This window comes from Rhizobium sp. BK316, assembly GCF_014193695.1.
In the GTDB taxonomy this organism is placed as follows: domain Bacteria; phylum Pseudomonadota; class Alphaproteobacteria; order Rhizobiales; family Rhizobiaceae; genus Rhizobium.
On the sequence record NZ_JACHZR010000010.1, the window covers coordinates 16,474 to 32,998 of the forward strand.

Sequence of the window (16,525 nt, forward strand, 5' to 3'; positions counted from 1 at the left end):
GATGCCGGCTTCGCAAAAGACAGGAAAGATATTTTACAGGCTGCGGCCTGCCAGAGAGGGCCAGCCGCCATTCGTCGATATCAGGCTGCCCGGCGGGACGATCGTCCGCCAGGTCGACGAGGCTCTGCATCGCAAAGCGCTCTCCAATGCTGCCAAGACACTGAAAGAAAGGCTCGACCGCTGATGCAGGAGACCTTTCCGGGAAAAGAGAATTCCAGGCTGAGATCGGACGAGATAAGCGCCGGCGATCTCGCCGAAGCCGTGCTGGAATTCTATATCGAAGGCGAGGATGACCTGATCGGTCTGCTCGCCTACGCACTCTACGAGCGCCAAAAGCGCGATTTCATCGTCAGCTATCGCAAGCGCAATGCTGGCCGTTCGCCCATTGAGGCAGAAATCGCGGCGGTGACGAGCAATTACCTTTCGTCCGATCTGCGCAACACGTTGCGCGACCGTGCCTCGCAGATCCTTTCAAGCTATGCCGAGACCTATGTCGAGGCCATGGAGCCGCAGATCCAGCTTGTCGCCACCAATAGCGAGGCGCTGCGGCAGGTGCGCGACATCGAAAATTCGGTGAGGAAGCGTACCGGCTTCTGGCGCCAGGTGCGGGTCGGCTTCACCGTGGCGCTGCTGCTGATCGTCCTTTTCGCCGCTCTCACCATTGCCGCTGTCTTTTTTCGTTCGGATATCGTAGATGCGTGGAATGCACTGATAGTGCCCATGATGCTACGGACTTGAGACGAATGATCCTTTTTCCCGCGATCGACCTGAAGGGCGGACAATGCGTTCGCCTGAAGCTCGGCGACATGCAACAGGCGACGGTCTACAATACCGATCCGGCCGCCCAGGCGAAATCCTTCGAAGAGCAGGGTTTCGAATGGCTGCATGTGGTCGATCTCGACGGCGCCTTTGCGGGACATTCGGCCAATGGCGATGCCGTCGAAGCGATCCTAAAGGCCACGAAAAACCCGGTTCAACTCGGCGGCGGCATCCGAACGCTCGAGCACATCGAGAACTGGCTTTCGCGCGGTCTGCGCCGCGTCATCCTAGGCACCGTTGCCGTCCGTGACCCGGCGCTCGTCATCGAAGCCTGCAAGACATTTCCGGGCCGCGTTGCCGTCGGCATCGACGCCAAGGGCGGAAAGGTGGCCGTCGAAGGCTGGGCGGAAGCATCCGAGCTCGGGATCATCGAACTGGCCAAGAAATTCGAGGGCGCCGGCGTTGCCGCGATCATCTATACTGACATCGATCGTGACGGCATCCTGACAGGCATCAACTGGACATCGACGCTGGAACTGGCGGACGCCGTCTCTATTCCTGTCATCGCATCGGGCGGACTTGCCTCGATCGATGACATCAAACGCATGCTTCAACCGGATGCCCGCAAGCTCGAAGGCGCCATCTCCGGACGGGCTCTTTATGATGGGCGGATCGATCCCAAGGAGGCGCTCGATCTCATCAAAGCAGCACGGGCGAAGGAGACTGTATAATGAGCCTGAAAGCCCGCATAATCCCCTGCCTCGACGTCAAGGACGGTCGTGTCGTCAAGGGCGTCAATTTCCTCAATCTGGTCGATGCCGGCGATCCTGTCGAAGCAGCCAAGGCCTATGATGCGGCCGGTGCCGATGAACTCTGCTTCCTCGACATCACCGCCTCCTCGGACAATCGCGAGACGATCTTCGATGTCGTCGCGCGCACGGCTGAGCAGTGCTTCATGCCGCTTACCGTCGGCGGCGGCGTGCGGACCATTGCCGATATCCGCAAGCTGCTGCTGTGCGGTGCCGACAAGGTCTCGATCAATTCGGCTGCGGTCAACAATCCGGATTTTGTGGCCGAAGCGGCTGACAAGTTCGGCGATCAGTGCATCGTCGTGTCAATCGATGCCAAGCGCCGCCTGACGCACAAAGTCGGCGGCGATAATTTCAGTGCCTGGGAGATCTACACGCATGGCGGCCGCAACGCGACCGGCATCGATGCGGTGGAATTCGCCCAAAAGATGGTTGCCCGCGGCGCCGGCGAGTTGCTCGTCACCTCTATGGACCGCGACGGCACGAAGATCGGTTACGATCTGGAACTGACGCGCGCGATCGCCGATTCCGTTCGCGTGCCGGTCATTGCCTCTGGCGGCGTCGGTGATCTCGACGATCTCGTGGCCGGCGTGAAGGAAGGCCATGCCAATGCGGTGCTTGCCGCATCGATCTTCCACTTCGGCACCTATTCCGTCGGCGAAGCGAAACACTATATGTCTGAGCGCGGCATCGCGATGCGCCTCGACTGAGTTTGGAAGCAGGACATGAGCGGATTTTCCCTTTCCGACCTCGAGCGGATCGTCGAAGAGCGGGCGAAGGCCTCTCCGGACGAATCCTGGACCGCCAAGCTGGTGGCCGGCGGACAGCAAAAAGCGGCCAAGAAACTCGGCGAGGAAGCGATCGAAGCTGTCATGGCGGCTGTCACCAACGACCGCGATAACCTCACCTATGAAGCAGCCGACGTTCTCTATCACCTATTGGTCGTATTGAAGATTGCTGAAATACCAGTAGAGAATGTCATGACCGAACTTGCGCGGCGGACCGCGCAATCCGGCCTCAAGGAAAAGGCCAGCCGGCAGAGTTCATGAGTATCGCGACACAGATTATCGGGGTGGCGGAAAAGCTGGATCACTTCCAGACCGCTTCCTATTCCCCCTATCACTTCTTCACATCGGAACAGTGGGCAAAGTTTCGTGCCGACACGCCGATGACGCTGACGGCCGATGAGGTCAAACGGCTCCGCTCCATGGGCGACCCGATCGATCTCGATGAAGTCCGGCGCATCTATCTGTCGCTGTCGCGGCTGCTTTCGGCACATGTGGAATCCTCGCAGCTGCTGTTCGAGCAGCGCAACCGCTTCCTCAGCCTGTCGGATGTGGCGAAGACGCCGTTCGTGATCGGCATTGCCGGTTCTGTCGCCGTCGGCAAATCCACGACGGCACGTATCCTGAAGGAGCTGCTCGGCCGCTGGCCTTCCAGTCCCAAGGTCGATCTCGTCACCACGGACGGTTTCCTCTATCCCAATGCCGTGCTGAAACGCGAGAACCTGATGCAGCGCAAGGGTTTTCCGGAAAGCTACGATACTGCGGCGATCCTACGTTTCCTGTCGGCGATCAAGGCCGGACTGCCCGATGTAAAGGCGCCCTCCTATTCCCACCTCGTCTATGACGTGCTGCCGGATGAATACAAGATCGTCGACCGGCCTGACATTCTGATCTTCGAGGGTATCAATGTCCTGCAATCGCGCGACCTGCCGGCCGACGGCAAGATCGTGCCAATGGTTTCCGACTTCTTCGACTTCTCGATCTATATCGACGCCGAGGAAACGCAGATCCACAACTGGTATGTGACGCGTTTCATGCGGCTCAGGGAAACGGCCTTCCGGGATCCGAATTCCTACTTCCATCGCTATGCATCGATCAGCGATGAAGAAGCGGTTGCGATCGCCGAGGACCTCTGGGCGAATATCAACCTCAAGAACCTGCGCCAGAACATCCTGCCGACGCGGCCGCGTGCCGATCTCATCCTGCACAAGGGCAAAGATCATCTGATCGAACAGGTGGCGCTGCGCAAGCTTTGAGCTACGCAATTCCTGACGAAAACCCTTACTGGAATTGCTTCTACGGATTGACCCGGCGGAGCGTCAGATTGATGCGGCCGCCGTTCTTCAAAAGGGTCGAGGTGGTCGGGTAGATGCGGTCGACGCCGTGGAAGCAGAGCCGCCCTTCCCCGCCGAGAATGACGACATCGCCGCTCGACAGCTTGAGGGACATGGTCTTGTCGTTGCGGTTCACGCCACCCGCGCGAAACAGGCAGGCATTGCCGAGCGAAATCGAGACGACCGGCGCTTTCAGGTCGTTCTCATCCTTGTCCTGATGCAACCCCATGCGCGCCTCATCCGAATAGAAATTGACGAGGCAGGCTTCAGGCGGCTTGTCGTAGCCCGAAACGTCGCCCCAGATCTCCAGCAACTCCGACGGGAGTGCCGGCCACGGCCTGCCGGTCACCGGGTGCATCGGCTGATAGCGATAGCCGCGCGCCTTGTCCGTCACCCAGCCGAGCGAGCCGCAATTGGTCATGCGCACCGACATCGGCTTGCCGGTACCGCGCATGATCGGCACGTAGAGCGGCGCCTCGGCGACAATATTCCTGATGATATCAACCAGCGCTTCCTGGCGAGCGCAATCCAGATAGTCTGGCAGATGGCGGATGCCGCTTAGAAGCTCCGGCATGTCATTCTCCACCGCCCGGTCGGCCGCGCATCTTCTTGACTTCCGAGCGGCCGGATTTTTCCTTCAGGCGTCGCTCGATCGAGCCCTTCGTCGGCTTGGTCTTCTTGCGCGGCGGCGGTGGCGGCTTGGCGGCCTCAAGGATCAATTCCTTCAGCCGCTCGCGTGCGTCCTCGCGATTACGGTCCTGACTGCGAAAGCGGCTTGCCTCGATCATCAGCACACCGTCCTTCGACATGCGCCTGCCGGCAAGCTTGATCGCATTGGTTTTGACCCTCTCGTTGAGCGAGGGGGAATTGGGAATATTGAAGAAGAGCTGGACGGCGGTCGAGACCTTGTTGACGTTCTGACCGCCAGGACCACCTGCCAGAACGAACTGTTCCGTCAGCTCCCATCCGGCGATGGTAATCCTGTCGTCGATATAAAGAGCGTCGCTGGCCATGCAGCCTTCTAGCGCATAATGGCCGCGAATTGAAAGCGGTGGAAACCCGGCGCCTGAGCAACCGAAGACCCGGCGCTTGGGAACGCCGGGTTTCACGTGAATCTCCAGAAGTTTGCCGGCGGCTTATTCGGCAGCGACCTTGATGCCGGGGGCTGCGTCGCGCACGCCGCCGTCGACATGGTCCTCGAACTTGGCGAAGTTGGCAATGAACATGGAGACCAGCTTTTCGGCCTGCGCGTCATAGGCCTGCTTGTCGGCCCAGGTCGAGCGCGGATCGAGGATGCCAGTATCGACGCCTTCAACCGCTACCGGAACGGCAAAGCCGAAATTCGCATCGGCGCGGAGCTCAGCCTTGGCGAGTTCGCCGGAAAGTGCGGCCGTCAGCAAAGCACGGGTTGCCTTGATCGGCATGCGCTTGCCGATGCCGTAGGCACCGCCGGTCCAGCCGGTGTTGACCAGCCAGCATTCCACGCCGTGGCGGCCGATCAACTCCTTCAGCAAATTGCCGTATTCGGCCGGATGGCGCGGCATGAAGGGTGCGCCGAAGCAGGTCGAAAAGGTTGCTTCCGGCTCCACGACACCCTTTTCCGTACCGGCCACCTTGGCGGTGTAGCCGGACAGGAAGTGGTACATGGCCTGATCGGGCGTCAGCTTGGCGATCGGCGGCATGACGCCAAAAGCGTCGGCCGTCAGCATGATGATCGTCTTTGGATGAGGCGCAAGGCCGGTTTCAGATGCATTCGGAATGAAGTCCATCGGGTAGGCGCAGCGCGTGTTTTCCGTCAGCGACGCATCGTCGAAATCCGGCTCTCGGTTTTCGTTGAGAACGACGTTTTCAAGCACCGTACCGAAACGCTGTGTCGTGGCATAGATTTCCGGTTCGGCCTCTGCCGAGAGGCGAATGGTCTTGGCGTAGCAGCCGCCTTCGAAATTGAAGATGCCGTTTTCGCTCCAGCCGTGTTCGTCATCGCCGATCAAGGTGCGTGCCGGGTCAGCCGAAAGCGTCGTCTTGCCCGTACCGGACAGACCGAAGAAGACCGCAGCATCACCCGCAGGGCCGACATTGGCCGAGCAGTGCATCGGCATGACACCCTTTTCGGGCAGCAGGTAGTTTAGCACTGTGAAGACTGACTTCTTCATCTCGCCGGCATAGGAGGTGCCGGCAATCAGAACGATGCCGTTGGTGAGATCGCAGGCAATCACCGTTTCGGTGCGGCAGCCGTAACGCTCCGGATCGGCCTTGAAGCTCGGCAGGTCGATGATCGTCAACTTCGGCGCAAAGCTCGCGAGCGCGTCTGCCTTCGGACGGATCAGCAGGTTGCGGATGAAGAGCGAATGCCAGGCGAATTCGGTCACAACGCGGGTCGGGAGTGCCTGACCGGCATCGGCACCGCCGATCAGGTCCTGCACGAAGAGATCCCTGCCCGCGGCATGGGCCAGCATATCCTTGTGCAGCAGGGCAAAATGCTCCGGCGACATCGGCTTGTTGTTATCCCACCAGATCTGGCCATCCGTATTCTCATCGCGGACGACGAACTTGTCGCGCGGCGACCGGCCGGTGTGCTGGCCGGTCGTGGCACGAAGTGCGCCCTGGGCTGTCAGTTCGGCCTCTCCCCGGCGAATCGCTTCCTCGTAAAGAAGAGCGGCAGAGAGGTTGTAACGGACGCTCCGTATGTCGCCGAAACCGATCGTCGCCAGCTCGATTGCCTGGTTGTGAACTCCGAACGTCTCCATAGCTTTTCCCTTCGCTGAGGCGCCTTGGCCGCTAAAATCTAAGCGAAAGTAAGAGGAGAAATTTTAAATGGCAATAGCCTATAACTTAGAAAATATAATAATATCAAATAATTAATCGATTTAAATTCCGAGAATCTATTTTAAATCGTTTGAAGACCTCCTGTTGAAACAACTTGTCGCACCACTTGCGATTGCGGCTGATGAGAGCTGGCAATCTACCCCTTTATCTTTGCCACAATTTGTTCCACCTTTATCCTCCATAAGCGCAACCGGTCACGAAGACCGCCTGGGGACGACCAATCCGGGAGATTGCGCACTGATGACGGAGACCAACACCATGCCGACAATCGCGCTCGTTGACGACGACCGCAACATCCTCACTTCCGTGTCGATTGCACTGGAAGCAGAAGGATATAAGGTCGAGACCTATACGGATGGCGCTTCCGCGCTGGACGGTCTGCTGGCGCGCCCGCCGCACCTGGCGATCTTCGATATCAAGATGCCGCGTATGGACGGCATGGAGCTGCTTCGCCGCCTTCGTCAGAAGTCGGACATGCCAGTCATCTTCCTAACTTCCAAGGATGAAGAGATCGACGAGCTCTTCGGCCTGAAGATGGGCGCCGACGATTTTATCACCAAGCCCTTCTCCCAGCGACTGCTGGTCGAGCGCGTTCGCGCAGTGCTGCGCCGCGCTTCGAGCCGTGAGGCCGCCGCTACCGGCGGCGTTGCGACCGTCGGTACGCCAAAGGCAGGTGCGGTTCAGCAGGCCCGTTCGCTCGAGCGCGGCCAGCTGGTCATGGACCAGGAACGCCACACCTGCACCTGGAAGGGTGAGGCCGTCACCCTCACCGTCACTGAATTCCTGATCCTGCATTCGCTGGCCCAGCGCCCGGGTGTGGTGAAAAGCCGCGACGCCCTCATGGATGCCGCCTATGACGAACAGGTGTATGTTGACGACCGCACCATCGACAGCCACATCAAGCGGCTGCGGAAGAAGTTCAAGATGGTCGATACAGACTTTGATATGATTGAAACGCTTTACGGTGTGGGTTACCGCTTCCGCGAAGCAGCCTGACGCTTCAAAGCGCAGGGAGAGACGAATGAGGGCGGCGGGCCGGCCAAGCTGGCCCTGCCCTCCGAAAGGGCCGTGATTGGCACAGTTGGTGCAGGAAAGGGATCTGGATGATGCGGAGGGCGTGAGCACCCGACGCGTCAGGGGTAGGCGTTGGTCGCATCCCTTCACCCTGATCCGCCGTATCTTCGGCAATGCTGTCTTTTCGAGCCTGACGCGTCGCATCGTCTTCTTCAACCTCGCGGCCCTGCTCGTCCTCGTCGGCGGTATTCTCTACCTCAACCAGTTCCGAGAAGGCCTGATCGACGCGCGCGTCGAGAGCCTGCTGACTCAGGGCGAAATCATCGCCGGCGCGGTTTCGGCTTCGGCTTCCGTCGATACGAACTCGATCACCATCGATCCGCAGAAGCTGCTCGAACTGCAGGCCGGCCAGAGCATCACACCGGTGCCGAACGACGAGGATCTCGAATTCCCGATCGATCCGGAAAAGGTGGCGCCGGTTCTTCGACGGCTGATCTCTCCGACCCGCACCCGCGCCCGCATCTTCGATGCCGACGCCAATCTGCTGCTCGATTCCCGCCATCTCTATTCTCGTGGCCAGGTGCTGCGTTTCGACCTGCCGCCGGTGGAGGAAGAAAAGCAGACCTGGGGCGAATGGTTCACGGCCCTCTTCAACAAGGCTCTGCAGCCGGGCAATCTTCCTGTCTACAAGGAAGCACCAGGTGGTGATGGTTCTATCTATCCCGAGGTGATGAACGCGCTGACGGGTGTGCGCGGCGCAGTCGTGCGCACGACGGAAAAGGGCGAGCTCATCGTTTCGGTTGCCGTACCGATCCAGCGTTTCCGGGCCGTGCTCGGTGTGTTGCTGCTGTCGACGCAGGCCGGCGATATCGACAATATCGTGCATGCCGAGCGTCTCGCCATCATGCGCGTCTTCGGCGTTGCAACGCTCGTCAACGTGCTGATGGCGCTCGTGCTTTCCTCGACGATCGCCAATCCGCTGCGACGGCTTTCGGCGGCGGCCATCCGGGTGCGCCGCGGCGCCAAGGAACGTGAGGAAATTCCAGACTTTTCCGCGCGTCAGGACGAAATCGGCAACCTTTCCATTGCGCTGCGCGAAATGACGACGGCCCTCTACGACCGGATCGATGCGATCGAGAGCTTTGCGGCCGATGTCAGCCATGAGCTAAAGAACCCGCTAACCTCGCTGCGCAGTGCCGTCGAAACACTGCCGCTCGCCAAATCCGACGATTCCAAGAAGCGGCTGATGGATGTCATCCAGCACGATGTCCGCCGCCTCGATCGGCTGATCAGCGATATCTCGGATGCATCGCGTCTCGATGCCGAGCTTGCGCGCGTCGATGCGGGATCTGTCGATCTGGAAGTATTTCTGCGCGATCTCATCGACGTGTCGCGCCAGATCCGCAGCACCAAGAAAAAGGTCGACATAGACTATGCCGTGGATCGCAAGCCGAACGTCAAGACGCGCTTTGTCGTCAAAGGGCATGACCTGCGTATCGGCCAGATCATCACCAACCTGATTGAAAATGCTCGCTCCTTCGTGCCGGAGCAGGACGGCAAGATCACGGTGCGCCTGGTCCGTACCCGCTCCCGTTGCGTCGTCTATATCGAAGACAACGGTCCGGGGATCCAGGCAGAGAATATCGACCGCATCTTCGAACGCTTTTATACCGACCGACCGGAATCCGAAGGTTTCGGCCAGAATTCCGGCCTCGGACTTTCCATCAGCCGGCAGATCGCCGAGGCGCATGGCGGTTCATTACGGGCCGAAAACATCGTCGACGACGAAAGCGGTAAATTGCTTGGTGCCCGCTTCATCCTTGCCCTCCCGGCCGATACCGCGGCATGATCAACATCCACGCCACCGCAATCGTCATTGGAAAGACCGGCCTGCTGTTCACCGGCCCTTCGGGCTGGGGCAAGTCGATGACCGCTTTTACGTGCATGGCGGAGGCGCGGCGGCAGGGAATATTTTCTGTCCTCGTGGCCGATGATCAGGTGCTTCTTTCGAAACAGGACGGAGCAATCACTGCCGCCTGTCCGCCTGCCATTGCCGGGCTTATCGAACTGCGCGGCACGGGCATCGTGAAGCACGATCATATTACCCAGGCGGCGATGCATTTTGCAGTCCTGCCAGGCAGCGCCAGGGGCGAGAACCGGCTTCCTGCGGAAGGGGAAACCGCCGTTCTTGCCGAGGGTTTCGAGTTGCCTGCACTGCGATTGTTGCCCAACCTCTCCCTGCCCCTTGCAGTGTTGATGGCAAAAGCGCCGGAAATAGGAAGTTGAGGCCTTCCGGACGGCCTGATACGGCCTATATATTTATATTTTTATCTTGCACTTCGGCTTTTGATCGCCAAGATGTGCCCCCACCGGTGGACGTAATTGCTGCGTTGCGATATTGGGGCCACGGTTTGCGTATGCCATGGGAGCAGTAATATCATGATCGGACTTGTGCTTGTCACTCATGGCAAGCTGGCTGAAGAGTTTCGTCATGCCGTAGAGCACGTCGTCGGTCCTCAGAAATTCATCGAAACGGTCTGCATCGGACCGGAAGACGATATGGACCAGAGACGACAGGACATTCTCGAAGCCGTTTCCGGCGCAGACGACGGCCATGGCGTCGTCATTCTTACCGACATGTTCGGGGGTACACCTTCCAACCTCGCAATCTCTGTCATGAGCAGCGGCCATACCGAAGTCATCGCCGGCGTCAACCTGCCGATGTTGATCAAGCTCGCCGGCGTGCGCGGCGAGAACAATATGGAAAAGGCGCTTGCCGAGGCTTCCGAGGCCGGCCGCAAATACATCAACGTTGCGAGCCGGGTCCTGAGCGGAAAGTAAGAAACCTCCATGACACCGCTTTCCCGGGAACTCCTCATCATCAACAAGCGTGGCCTGCACGCACGCGCTTCGGCAAAATTCGTCCAGACTGTCGATGCCTTCGATGCAACGATCACCGTTTCCAAGGACGGCATGACGGTCGGCGGCACCTCGATCATGGGGCTGATGATGCTTGCGGCAAGCCCCGGCTCCAGCGTCGTCGTCTCGGCGACCGGCAACCAGGCGGCCGAAGCGCTGAATGCCCTCGATGAGCTCATCCAGAACAAGTTCGGCGAAGAGATCTGATCTCCAGCGCCATATAAAGATATAAAGACTTCTTTATATCCCCGTTGCCTTCCCGACCGAAGCCTGCTAAACGGCGAGCATGACGTGCATTCCGCACGCGTTCGTTCCGTTGCGGTCATCGTCGCGTCCTTGCGATGGTTTTGAGACGTTTCAGCCTGGAGAGCCCTATGAGCATTGAAAAAGATTATGTCGTCGCCGATATCGGCCTTGCAGATTTCGGACGCAAGGAAATCACCATCGCTGAAACCGAAATGCCCGGCCTCATGTCCTGCCGCGCTGAATTCGGTGAATCGAAGCCGCTGAAGGGCGCACGCATCACCGGCTCATTGCACATGACAATTCAGACCGCCGTTCTCATCGAGACACTGGTTGCCCTCGGCGCCGAAGTCCGCTGGGCATCGTGCAACATCTTCTCGACGCAGGACCATGCCGCAGCAGCAATCGCCGCTTCCGGCGTTCCGGTCTTCGCGATCAAGGGCGAGTCGCTTGAAGATTACTGGGTTTACACCGATAAGATCTTCCAGTGGGCCGATGGCGGCCTCTCCAACATGATCCTCGACGATGGCGGCGACGCCACCATGTACATCCTGCTTGGCGCCCGTGCCGAAGCCGGTGAGGACGTTCTTTCCAACCCGCACTCCGAAGAAGAGGAAATCCTCTTCGCCCAGATCAAGAAGCGCCTTGCAGCAACGCCCGGCTGGTTCACCAAGCAGCGCGATGCCATCAAGGGGGTGACCGAAGAGACCACGACGGGCGTCAACCGCCTCTATCAGCTGAGCCAGAAGGGCCTGCTGCCTTTCCCGGCCATCAACGTCAACGACTCCGTCACCAAGTCGAAGTTCGACAACAAGTATGGTTGCAAGGAGTCGCTGGTCGACGGCATCCGCCGCGGCACCGATGTCATGATGGCGGGCAAGGTTGCCGTCGTTTGCGGTTACGGCGATGTCGGCAAGGGTTCTGCTGCCTCGCTTTCCGGCGCCGGCGCCCGCGTCAAGGTGACCGAAGCCGATCCGATCTGCGCCCTGCAGGCCGCCATGGACGGCTATGAGGTCGTTCTGCTCGAGGACGTCGTTTCCTCGGCCGATATCTTCATCACCACCACCGGTAACAAGGATGTCATCCGCATCGACCACATGCGTCAGATGAAGGACATGGCGATCGTCGGAAATATCGGCCACTTCGACAACGAAATCGAAGTTGCAGCACTTCGTAACCTCAAGTGGACGAACGTCAAGCCGCAGGTCGACCTGATTGAGTTCCCGAAGGGCAATCGCATCATCCTTCTCTCCGAAGGCCGCCTGCTGAACCTCGGCAACGCGACGGGCCATCCGTCCTTCGTCATGTCGGCTTCCTTCACCAACCAGACGCTGGCGCAGATCGAGCTCTTCACCAAGCCCGGCCAGTATGAAAGCAAGGTCTACATCCTGCCGAAGCACTTGGATGAGAAGGTCGCGCGCCTGCATCTCGACAAGCTCGGCGTGAAGCTCACCCAGCTCAGCGAAGAGCAGGCTGCCTATATCGGCGTGAAGCCGCAGGGTCCTTTCAAGTCTGACCACTACAGGTACTGATCAAATCCTAGATATCCACAAGATGTGGTGGCCCTGGCATTGACAAATGCCGGGGCTTATTTTTTAGGCGCTCTCTTTCCGACGATTCCCTTCCGAAGTATTATTTTAAGACTTGATTCGTGGCTCGGAGCTCTTCGTTTTCCACGAAAATGGGATGTCTTGTCGTGATGCGGCACATTAAAGGACGGAGACATACCGCCGATGTCGGAAATGAAACACAGCCTGCTCGGTCAGGCGGAGGATAGCGCTTATGCTGCTGATCGCCCGCTTCCGGCAGGCCAAAAATATGGGTTTGCCGCAGTCCCCGTGACTGCAGGGCAAAAAAACTGGTCTGTGGCACGTATTGCAAAGCTGTGCGCTGTGAGCACCGCGATCTTCGTCCCGGCTTGGCCGGTTCTGGCGCAAGCAGAGCCCGTCATCGGCGGGTCGGCGCATCTTTTCACCTCCTCGCAGGTTGTCGGCCTTTCCGTCGTCATTGGCGTGATTTCGGCTGCCCTGCTTTCGACGCTCTGGCTGGTGCGCCAGCGTGGCAATCTCGAAAATGAGAGCCGCGAGATTCGCTCGGCGCTGTCGGATGCGCAGCAGCGCATTTCCCAATATCAGGCGCTTATTGCCGACAAGAACCGGCGTATCGTCATCTGGGACGGCGTCGCTCGGCCTGAACTCCTCGGTCAGCTTCCACCGGAAACCGGCGCGCCGCAGGACAATGAATTCCTTGCCTTTGGTCTCTGGCTGAAGGCACGCTCGGCTTCCGAACTGGAACGGGCGATCGGGCGGCTGCGTGAGCAGGCCGAAAGCTTCGACATGGTGGTCGAAACAATCCGGGACGAGGTGCTTGAGGCCCAGGGCCGGGTTTCCGGTGGCCGCGCCTTCGTTCGTTTCGTGGCGCTCAACAATCTGCGCGCTGAACTCGCCGAACTGAAGATCGAGCGCGATCGGTTGATGACGTCGATTTCCGCCTTCCAGACCATGCTCGACGCGATCGACATGCCGGCCTGGCAGCGCGATACCGCCGGCCGCCTGACCTGGGTCAACCATGCCTATGGCGATGCCGTCGAAGCGCAATCACCCCAACAGGCCGTTAATGAAGGCCGCGAAATCCTGACGACCGTTGCCCGTGAGCGCATCCGCGCCACGGCAATGCCGGAATCGCCTTTCCATGACACGATTTCGACCGTCGTGCGTGGCAACCGCACGTTCTTCGATGTGGTTGACGTCAAGGTCCCGAGTGGCTCTGCCGGCATTGCCGTCGACGTCTCCGATGTCGAAGCAGTTCGCGCCGAGTTGGAACGCACGCTGAAAAGCCATGCCGAGACGCTCGACCATTTGGCGACGCCCGTTGCCATCTTCGACGGCGACCGCCGACTGCAGTTCTACAATCAGGCCTTCGTCGCACTCTGGGAACTCGATATCGCGTTCCTCGAGAGCAAGCCCGACAATAGCGAACTTCTGGAGCGCCTGCGCGCCGCCAAGAAATTGCCCGACCAGTTGAACTGGAAATCGTGGAAGGAAACAGCGCTTTCCGTCTATCGCTCGCTCGATACGCAATCCGACCTCTGGCACCTGCCGAACGGGCAGACGCTGCGCGTCTTCGCCACGGCGCATCCGCAGGGCGGTGCGACCTGGGTCTTCGAGAACCTGACGGAGCAGGTCGATCTCGAAACGCGCTACAACACGCTGGTGAAGGTACAAGGCGAAACGATCGATCATCTGTCGGAAGGCGTCGCGGTCTTCGGGCCTGACGGCCGTATCCGTCTCTCCAACCCGGCCTTCCGGGCTCTTTGGGGCATTACCGAGACGGAAGCCAAGCCCGGCACGCATATCCGTGCGATCGGCGAGGCCTGCGCGCCGTCCTATGACCAACCCGACGGCTGGAAGACCTTTGCCGAGCTGATCACCAGCTTCGATGATGAGCGCCGCTCCAGCCAGGGAACGCTCGAACTGCTGTCCGGCCTCGTTCTCGACTTCGCCGTCATCCCGCTGCCGAACGCGCAGACCATGCTGACCTTCGTCAACATGACCGACAGCGTTCGCGCCGAACGGGCACTGACGGAAAAGAACGAGGCGCTGCGCAAGGCAGACGAGCTGAAGAATGACTTCGTGCAGCACGTCTCCTACGAGCTGCGCTCGCCGCTGACGAATATCATCGGGTTCACCGATCTGTTGCGCACGCCGGGCGTCGGCCCACTGAATGAACGGCAGGCGGAATATATCGACCATATCGCCACTTCGTCCTCGGTGCTGCTGACGCTCGTCAACGACATCCTCGATCTCGCGACCGTCGATGCCGGCATCATGCGGCTCAACTATGCGGAAATCGATCTTGCCGATCTTCTGGACGACGTCTCCATGCAGATCGCCGACCGGCTGCAGGAAAGTGGTGTTTCGCTTGAAATCACCGCTCCGGCCTTTCTCGGCTCGATCGTTGCCGATCCGCAGCGGCTGAAGCAGATCCTGCTGAAGCTTCTCGCCAATGCCGCCAACTTCTCGCCGGAAGGTGCATCCATTTCGCTCGAATGCCGCCGGGAAGGCACGGATTTCGTCTTCTCTGTCAGGGATCGCGGCCCCGGCATTTCTCCCGAGATGGTTGCTACGGTGTTCGATCGCTTCGCGACCGGCGCCAAGAGCGGAAAGCGCGGCGGAGCGGGGCTTGGCCTTTCGATCGTCGACAGCTTCGTCAGCCTGCACAACGGTGAGGTCGGCATCGACAGCGAACCGGGCAAGGGGACGACGGTGACCTGCCGCATCCCTTCCATCAACATGCCGCATTCCGTCGCCGCCGAATGACGCAGCGCGACGAAATCTCGCTTTTTCTGGAAGACGAGGCAGCAACCATCCGCCTCGGCAACGATCTGGCGCTGGCGCTGAAAGCGGGTGATTGCCTGGCACTATCAGGCGATCTCGGCGCCGGAAAATCCTCACTCGCACGCGCATTCCTGCGCACGATGGCGGATGACGACGGGCTGGAAGTTCCAAGCCCCACCTTCACGCTGGTTCAATCCTACGAGCTGCGCATTCCGATCTCGCATTTCGACCTCTACAGGCTCGGCGATCCCTCCGAGTTGACTGAGCTCGGCTTCGACGAGGCGCTCGATAACGGCATCTGTATCGTCGAATGGCCCGAGATGGCAGAAGGCGAGTTGCCTGAAACACGCATTTCGCTGCGGCTTGAACACGAGGCCGCCGGCCGGCGGGTGACGATCACGGCACCGGAGAAGACTGCGGCACGTATCCGTCGCGTGCTGGCGATACGCAACTTCCTCGCCGCTGCCGGCTATGGTAATGCCAAGCGGAGGTTCCTGATTGGCGACGCGTCACTCCGCGCCTATGAATCGATCTATCCCGGGAAGGGCGATCGCAAGATCCTGATGGACTGGCCGCCGTTACCCGACGGTCCGCCGGTACTGGACGGCAAGCCTTACCCTAAGGTCGCACACCTTGCGGAAAACGCCTATCCGTTCGTAGCAATCGCTGATGCGTTGCGGCAGCGGGGCTTTGCGACGCCGGAGATCTACAAGGTCGATTACGACCAGGGCATACTGCTGATCGAGGATCTCGGCACTGAAGGCGTGCTCGATGCCAGCGGGCGACCGATCGCCGAGCGTTACCGGCAAAGCGTCGCCTGTCTTGCCTATCTTCATTCCATGCAGATTCCGCAGGATATCCCGGTTTCGTCCACGCATATCCATCACATTCCAGACTTCGATCGCACGGCGATGACGATGGAAGTGCGGCTCGTGCTCGACTGGCATATCGGCTGGAAGCGCGGCACCCCGCCCACCGACGCAGAGCGCGAGGAATATCTCGCGATCTGGGATCATTTGATCGACGAACTGCAACCGGCTGAAACCAATCTCCTGCTGCGCGATTTCCATTCGCCGAATATCATCTGGCGCGGACACGAAAGCGGCATCCGCAAGATCGGCATCATCGACTTCCAGGATGCGATGATCGGGCCGACTGCCTATGATCTTGCTTCCATCGTTCAAGACGCCCGTGTCACCATAGAGCCCGATCTCTTCAGGCATCTGATGGACGATTATCTGTTATTGCGGCGTACTGAGCGCGGTTTCGACGAAGCCGGATTCATGAAGGCATGGGCAATCATGTCAGCGCAACGCAACTGCAAACTCGCCGGACTCTGGGTACGGCTCTTGCAGCGAGACGGTAAACCCGGCTATCTGCAACATATGCCGCGCACGCTGTCCTATCTGAAGGTGGCGCTGGAACACGACGCGCTTGCCCCCTTGCGCGAATGGTGCACAAGGACTGGAATAGTCCAAGTCGAATCATAAGACCGGATC

Annotated in this window: 17 protein-coding genes; 14 read left to right on the forward strand and 3 right to left on the reverse strand. The window is 59.6% G+C overall.

Features of this window, described 5'->3' with window-relative positions; all coding sequences use genetic code 11:
• Nucleotide 1 precedes the first annotated feature (1 nt).
• Genes FHT87_RS30390 through coaA form a run of 6 tightly spaced genes read left to right on the forward strand, consistent with a single transcriptional unit; the run spans nucleotide 2 to nucleotide 3,609 of the window.
• Complete coding sequence (locus FHT87_RS30390; protein WP_183734625.1) at nucleotides 2-184, forward strand: hypothetical protein; 183 nt, start codon at nucleotides 2-4, stop codon at nucleotides 182-184.
• The gene (locus FHT87_RS30395; protein WP_183734624.1) at nucleotides 184-738 is read left to right on the forward strand and encodes a hypothetical protein; all 555 of its coding nucleotides are present in this window, start codon (nucleotides 184-186) and stop codon (nucleotides 736-738) included. Before FHT87_RS30390 ends, FHT87_RS30395 begins: the two co-directional genes overlap by 1 nt.
• Nucleotides 739-743: 5 nt before the next feature.
• A complete protein-coding gene (gene hisA, locus FHT87_RS30400) occupies nucleotides 744-1,490 on the forward strand; it encodes a 1-(5-phosphoribosyl)-5-[(5-phosphoribosylamino)methylideneamino]imidazole-4-carboxamide isomerase (RefSeq protein WP_183734623.1) in 747 nt (248 codons plus the stop codon).
• Entirely contained in the window at nucleotides 1,490-2,278 is a 789-nt protein-coding gene (gene hisF, locus FHT87_RS30405; protein ID WP_183734622.1) for an imidazole glycerol phosphate synthase subunit HisF, read from the forward strand. The genes hisA and hisF overlap by 1 nt, the downstream gene beginning before the upstream one ends.
• A 15-nt stretch (nucleotides 2,279-2,293) precedes the next feature.
• Nucleotides 2,294-2,617: a phosphoribosyl-ATP diphosphatase gene (locus FHT87_RS30410; RefSeq protein ID WP_183734621.1), complete on the forward strand. Its 324-nt coding sequence runs from the start codon at nucleotides 2,294-2,296 to the stop codon at nucleotides 2,615-2,617.
• Nucleotides 2,614-3,609 carry a type I pantothenate kinase gene (gene coaA / locus FHT87_RS30415; protein ID WP_183734620.1) on the forward strand — a complete coding sequence of 332 codons (996 nt, stop codon included), beginning with the start codon at nucleotides 2,614-2,616 and terminating at the stop codon, nucleotides 3,607-3,609. Before FHT87_RS30410 ends, coaA begins: the two co-directional genes overlap by 4 nt.
• Nucleotides 3,610-3,649: 40 nt before the next feature.
• On the opposite strand, the gene FHT87_RS30420 is transcribed toward coaA, so the two are convergent.
• The 3 genes from FHT87_RS30420 to FHT87_RS30430 all read right to left on the reverse strand — a co-directional run bounded on the left by FHT87_RS30420 (nucleotide 3,650) and on the right by FHT87_RS30430 (nucleotide 6,434).
• Entirely contained in the window at nucleotides 3,650-4,261 is a 612-nt protein-coding gene (locus FHT87_RS30420; protein ID WP_183734619.1) for an alpha-ketoglutarate-dependent dioxygenase AlkB, read from the reverse strand.
• A 1-nt stretch (nucleotide 4,262) separates the two neighbouring features.
• Nucleotides 4,263-4,700 (reverse strand): alternative ribosome rescue aminoacyl-tRNA hydrolase ArfB, encoded by a 438-nt coding sequence (gene arfB, locus FHT87_RS30425; RefSeq protein ID WP_183734618.1) that lies wholly within the window; start codon nucleotides 4,698-4,700, stop codon nucleotides 4,263-4,265.
• Nucleotides 4,701-4,823: 123 nt separating this feature from the next.
• The gene (locus FHT87_RS30430; protein ID WP_183734617.1) at nucleotides 4,824-6,434 is read right to left on the reverse strand and encodes a phosphoenolpyruvate carboxykinase; all 1,611 of its coding nucleotides are present in this window, start codon (nucleotides 6,432-6,434) and stop codon (nucleotides 4,824-4,826) included.
• A 337-nt stretch (nucleotides 6,435-6,771) separates the two neighbouring features.
• On the opposite strand from FHT87_RS30430, the gene FHT87_RS30435 reads away from it, so the two are divergent.
• The 8 genes from FHT87_RS30435 (at nucleotide 6,772) to tsaE (ending at nucleotide 16,516) form a co-directional block, all read left to right on the forward strand.
• Nucleotides 6,772-7,509: a response regulator transcription factor gene (locus FHT87_RS30435; RefSeq protein WP_210276856.1), complete on the forward strand. Its 738-nt coding sequence runs from the start codon at nucleotides 6,772-6,774 to the stop codon at nucleotides 7,507-7,509.
• 76 nt (nucleotides 7,510-7,585) lie between these two features.
• Nucleotides 7,586-9,376 (forward strand): sensor histidine kinase, encoded by a 1,791-nt coding sequence (locus FHT87_RS30440; RefSeq protein ID WP_183734615.1) that lies wholly within the window; start codon nucleotides 7,586-7,588, stop codon nucleotides 9,374-9,376.
• Nucleotides 9,373-9,813, forward strand: coding sequence for a serine/threonine protein kinase (locus FHT87_RS30445; protein WP_183734614.1), 441 nt, complete (start codon nucleotides 9,373-9,375; stop codon nucleotides 9,811-9,813). The genes FHT87_RS30440 and FHT87_RS30445 overlap by 4 nt, the downstream gene beginning before the upstream one ends.
• Before the next feature lie 153 nt (nucleotides 9,814-9,966).
• Entirely contained in the window at nucleotides 9,967-10,368 is a 402-nt protein-coding gene (locus FHT87_RS30450) for a PTS sugar transporter subunit IIA (protein WP_007813746.1), read from the forward strand.
• Between the two features lie 9 nt (nucleotides 10,369-10,377).
• Nucleotides 10,378-10,653: an HPr family phosphocarrier protein gene (locus FHT87_RS30455; protein ID WP_183734613.1), complete on the forward strand. Its 276-nt coding sequence runs from the start codon at nucleotides 10,378-10,380 to the stop codon at nucleotides 10,651-10,653.
• Nucleotides 10,654-10,820: 167 nt separating this feature from the next.
• A complete protein-coding gene (gene ahcY, locus FHT87_RS30460) occupies nucleotides 10,821-12,221 on the forward strand; it encodes an adenosylhomocysteinase (RefSeq protein ID WP_183734612.1) in 1,401 nt (466 codons plus the stop codon).
• A 201-nt stretch (nucleotides 12,222-12,422) separates the two neighbouring features.
• Nucleotides 12,423-15,008, forward strand: coding sequence for a PAS domain-containing sensor histidine kinase (locus FHT87_RS30465; RefSeq protein ID WP_183734611.1), 2,586 nt, complete (start codon nucleotides 12,423-12,425; stop codon nucleotides 15,006-15,008).
• Entirely contained in the window at nucleotides 15,005-16,516 is a 1,512-nt protein-coding gene (gene tsaE / locus FHT87_RS30470) for a tRNA (adenosine(37)-N6)-threonylcarbamoyltransferase complex ATPase subunit type 1 TsaE (protein WP_183734610.1), read from the forward strand. The genes FHT87_RS30465 and tsaE overlap by 4 nt, the downstream gene beginning before the upstream one ends.
• The last annotated feature ends 9 nt before the right edge of the window (nucleotides 16,517-16,525 follow it).

Excerpts from the sequence above, each read along its gene's own strand:
- FHT87_RS30420 (WP_183734619.1), bottom strand. The coding sequence starts at position 4,261 with ATGCCGGAGCTTCTAAGCGGCATCCGCCATCTGCCAGACTATCTGGAT.
- FHT87_RS30430 (WP_183734617.1), bottom strand. The coding sequence starts at position 6,434 with ATGGAGACGTTCGGAGTTCACAACCAGGCAATCGAGCTGGCGACGATC.
- ahcY (WP_183734612.1), top strand. The coding sequence starts at position 10,821 with ATGAGCATTGAAAAAGATTATGTCGTCGCCGATATCGGCCTTGCAGAT.
- arfB (WP_183734618.1), bottom strand. The coding sequence starts at position 4,700 with ATGGCCAGCGACGCTCTTTATATCGACGACAGGATTACCATCGCCGGA.
- FHT87_RS30445 (WP_183734614.1), top strand. The coding sequence starts at position 9,373 with ATGATCAACATCCACGCCACCGCAATCGTCATTGGAAAGACCGGCCTG.
- hisA (WP_183734623.1), top strand. The coding sequence starts at position 744 with ATGATCCTTTTTCCCGCGATCGACCTGAAGGGCGGACAATGCGTTCGC.
- hisF (WP_183734622.1), top strand. The coding sequence starts at position 1,490 with ATGAGCCTGAAAGCCCGCATAATCCCCTGCCTCGACGTCAAGGACGGT.
- FHT87_RS30390 (WP_183734625.1), top strand. The coding sequence starts at position 2 with ATGCCGGCTTCGCAAAAGACAGGAAAGATATTTTACAGGCTGCGGCCT.
- FHT87_RS30410 (WP_183734621.1), top strand. The coding sequence starts at position 2,294 with ATGAGCGGATTTTCCCTTTCCGACCTCGAGCGGATCGTCGAAGAGCGG.
- FHT87_RS30395 (WP_183734624.1), top strand. The coding sequence starts at position 184 with ATGCAGGAGACCTTTCCGGGAAAAGAGAATTCCAGGCTGAGATCGGAC.
- tsaE (WP_183734610.1), top strand. The coding sequence starts at position 15,005 with ATGACGCAGCGCGACGAAATCTCGCTTTTTCTGGAAGACGAGGCAGCA.
- FHT87_RS30450 (WP_007813746.1), top strand. The coding sequence starts at position 9,967 with ATGATCGGACTTGTGCTTGTCACTCATGGCAAGCTGGCTGAAGAGTTT.
- FHT87_RS30435 (WP_210276856.1), top strand. The coding sequence starts at position 6,772 with ATGCCGACAATCGCGCTCGTTGACGACGACCGCAACATCCTCACTTCC.
- FHT87_RS30455 (WP_183734613.1), top strand. The coding sequence starts at position 10,378 with ATGACACCGCTTTCCCGGGAACTCCTCATCATCAACAAGCGTGGCCTG.
- coaA (WP_183734620.1), top strand. The coding sequence starts at position 2,614 with ATGAGTATCGCGACACAGATTATCGGGGTGGCGGAAAAGCTGGATCAC.
- FHT87_RS30465 (WP_183734611.1), top strand. The coding sequence starts at position 12,423 with ATGTCGGAAATGAAACACAGCCTGCTCGGTCAGGCGGAGGATAGCGCT.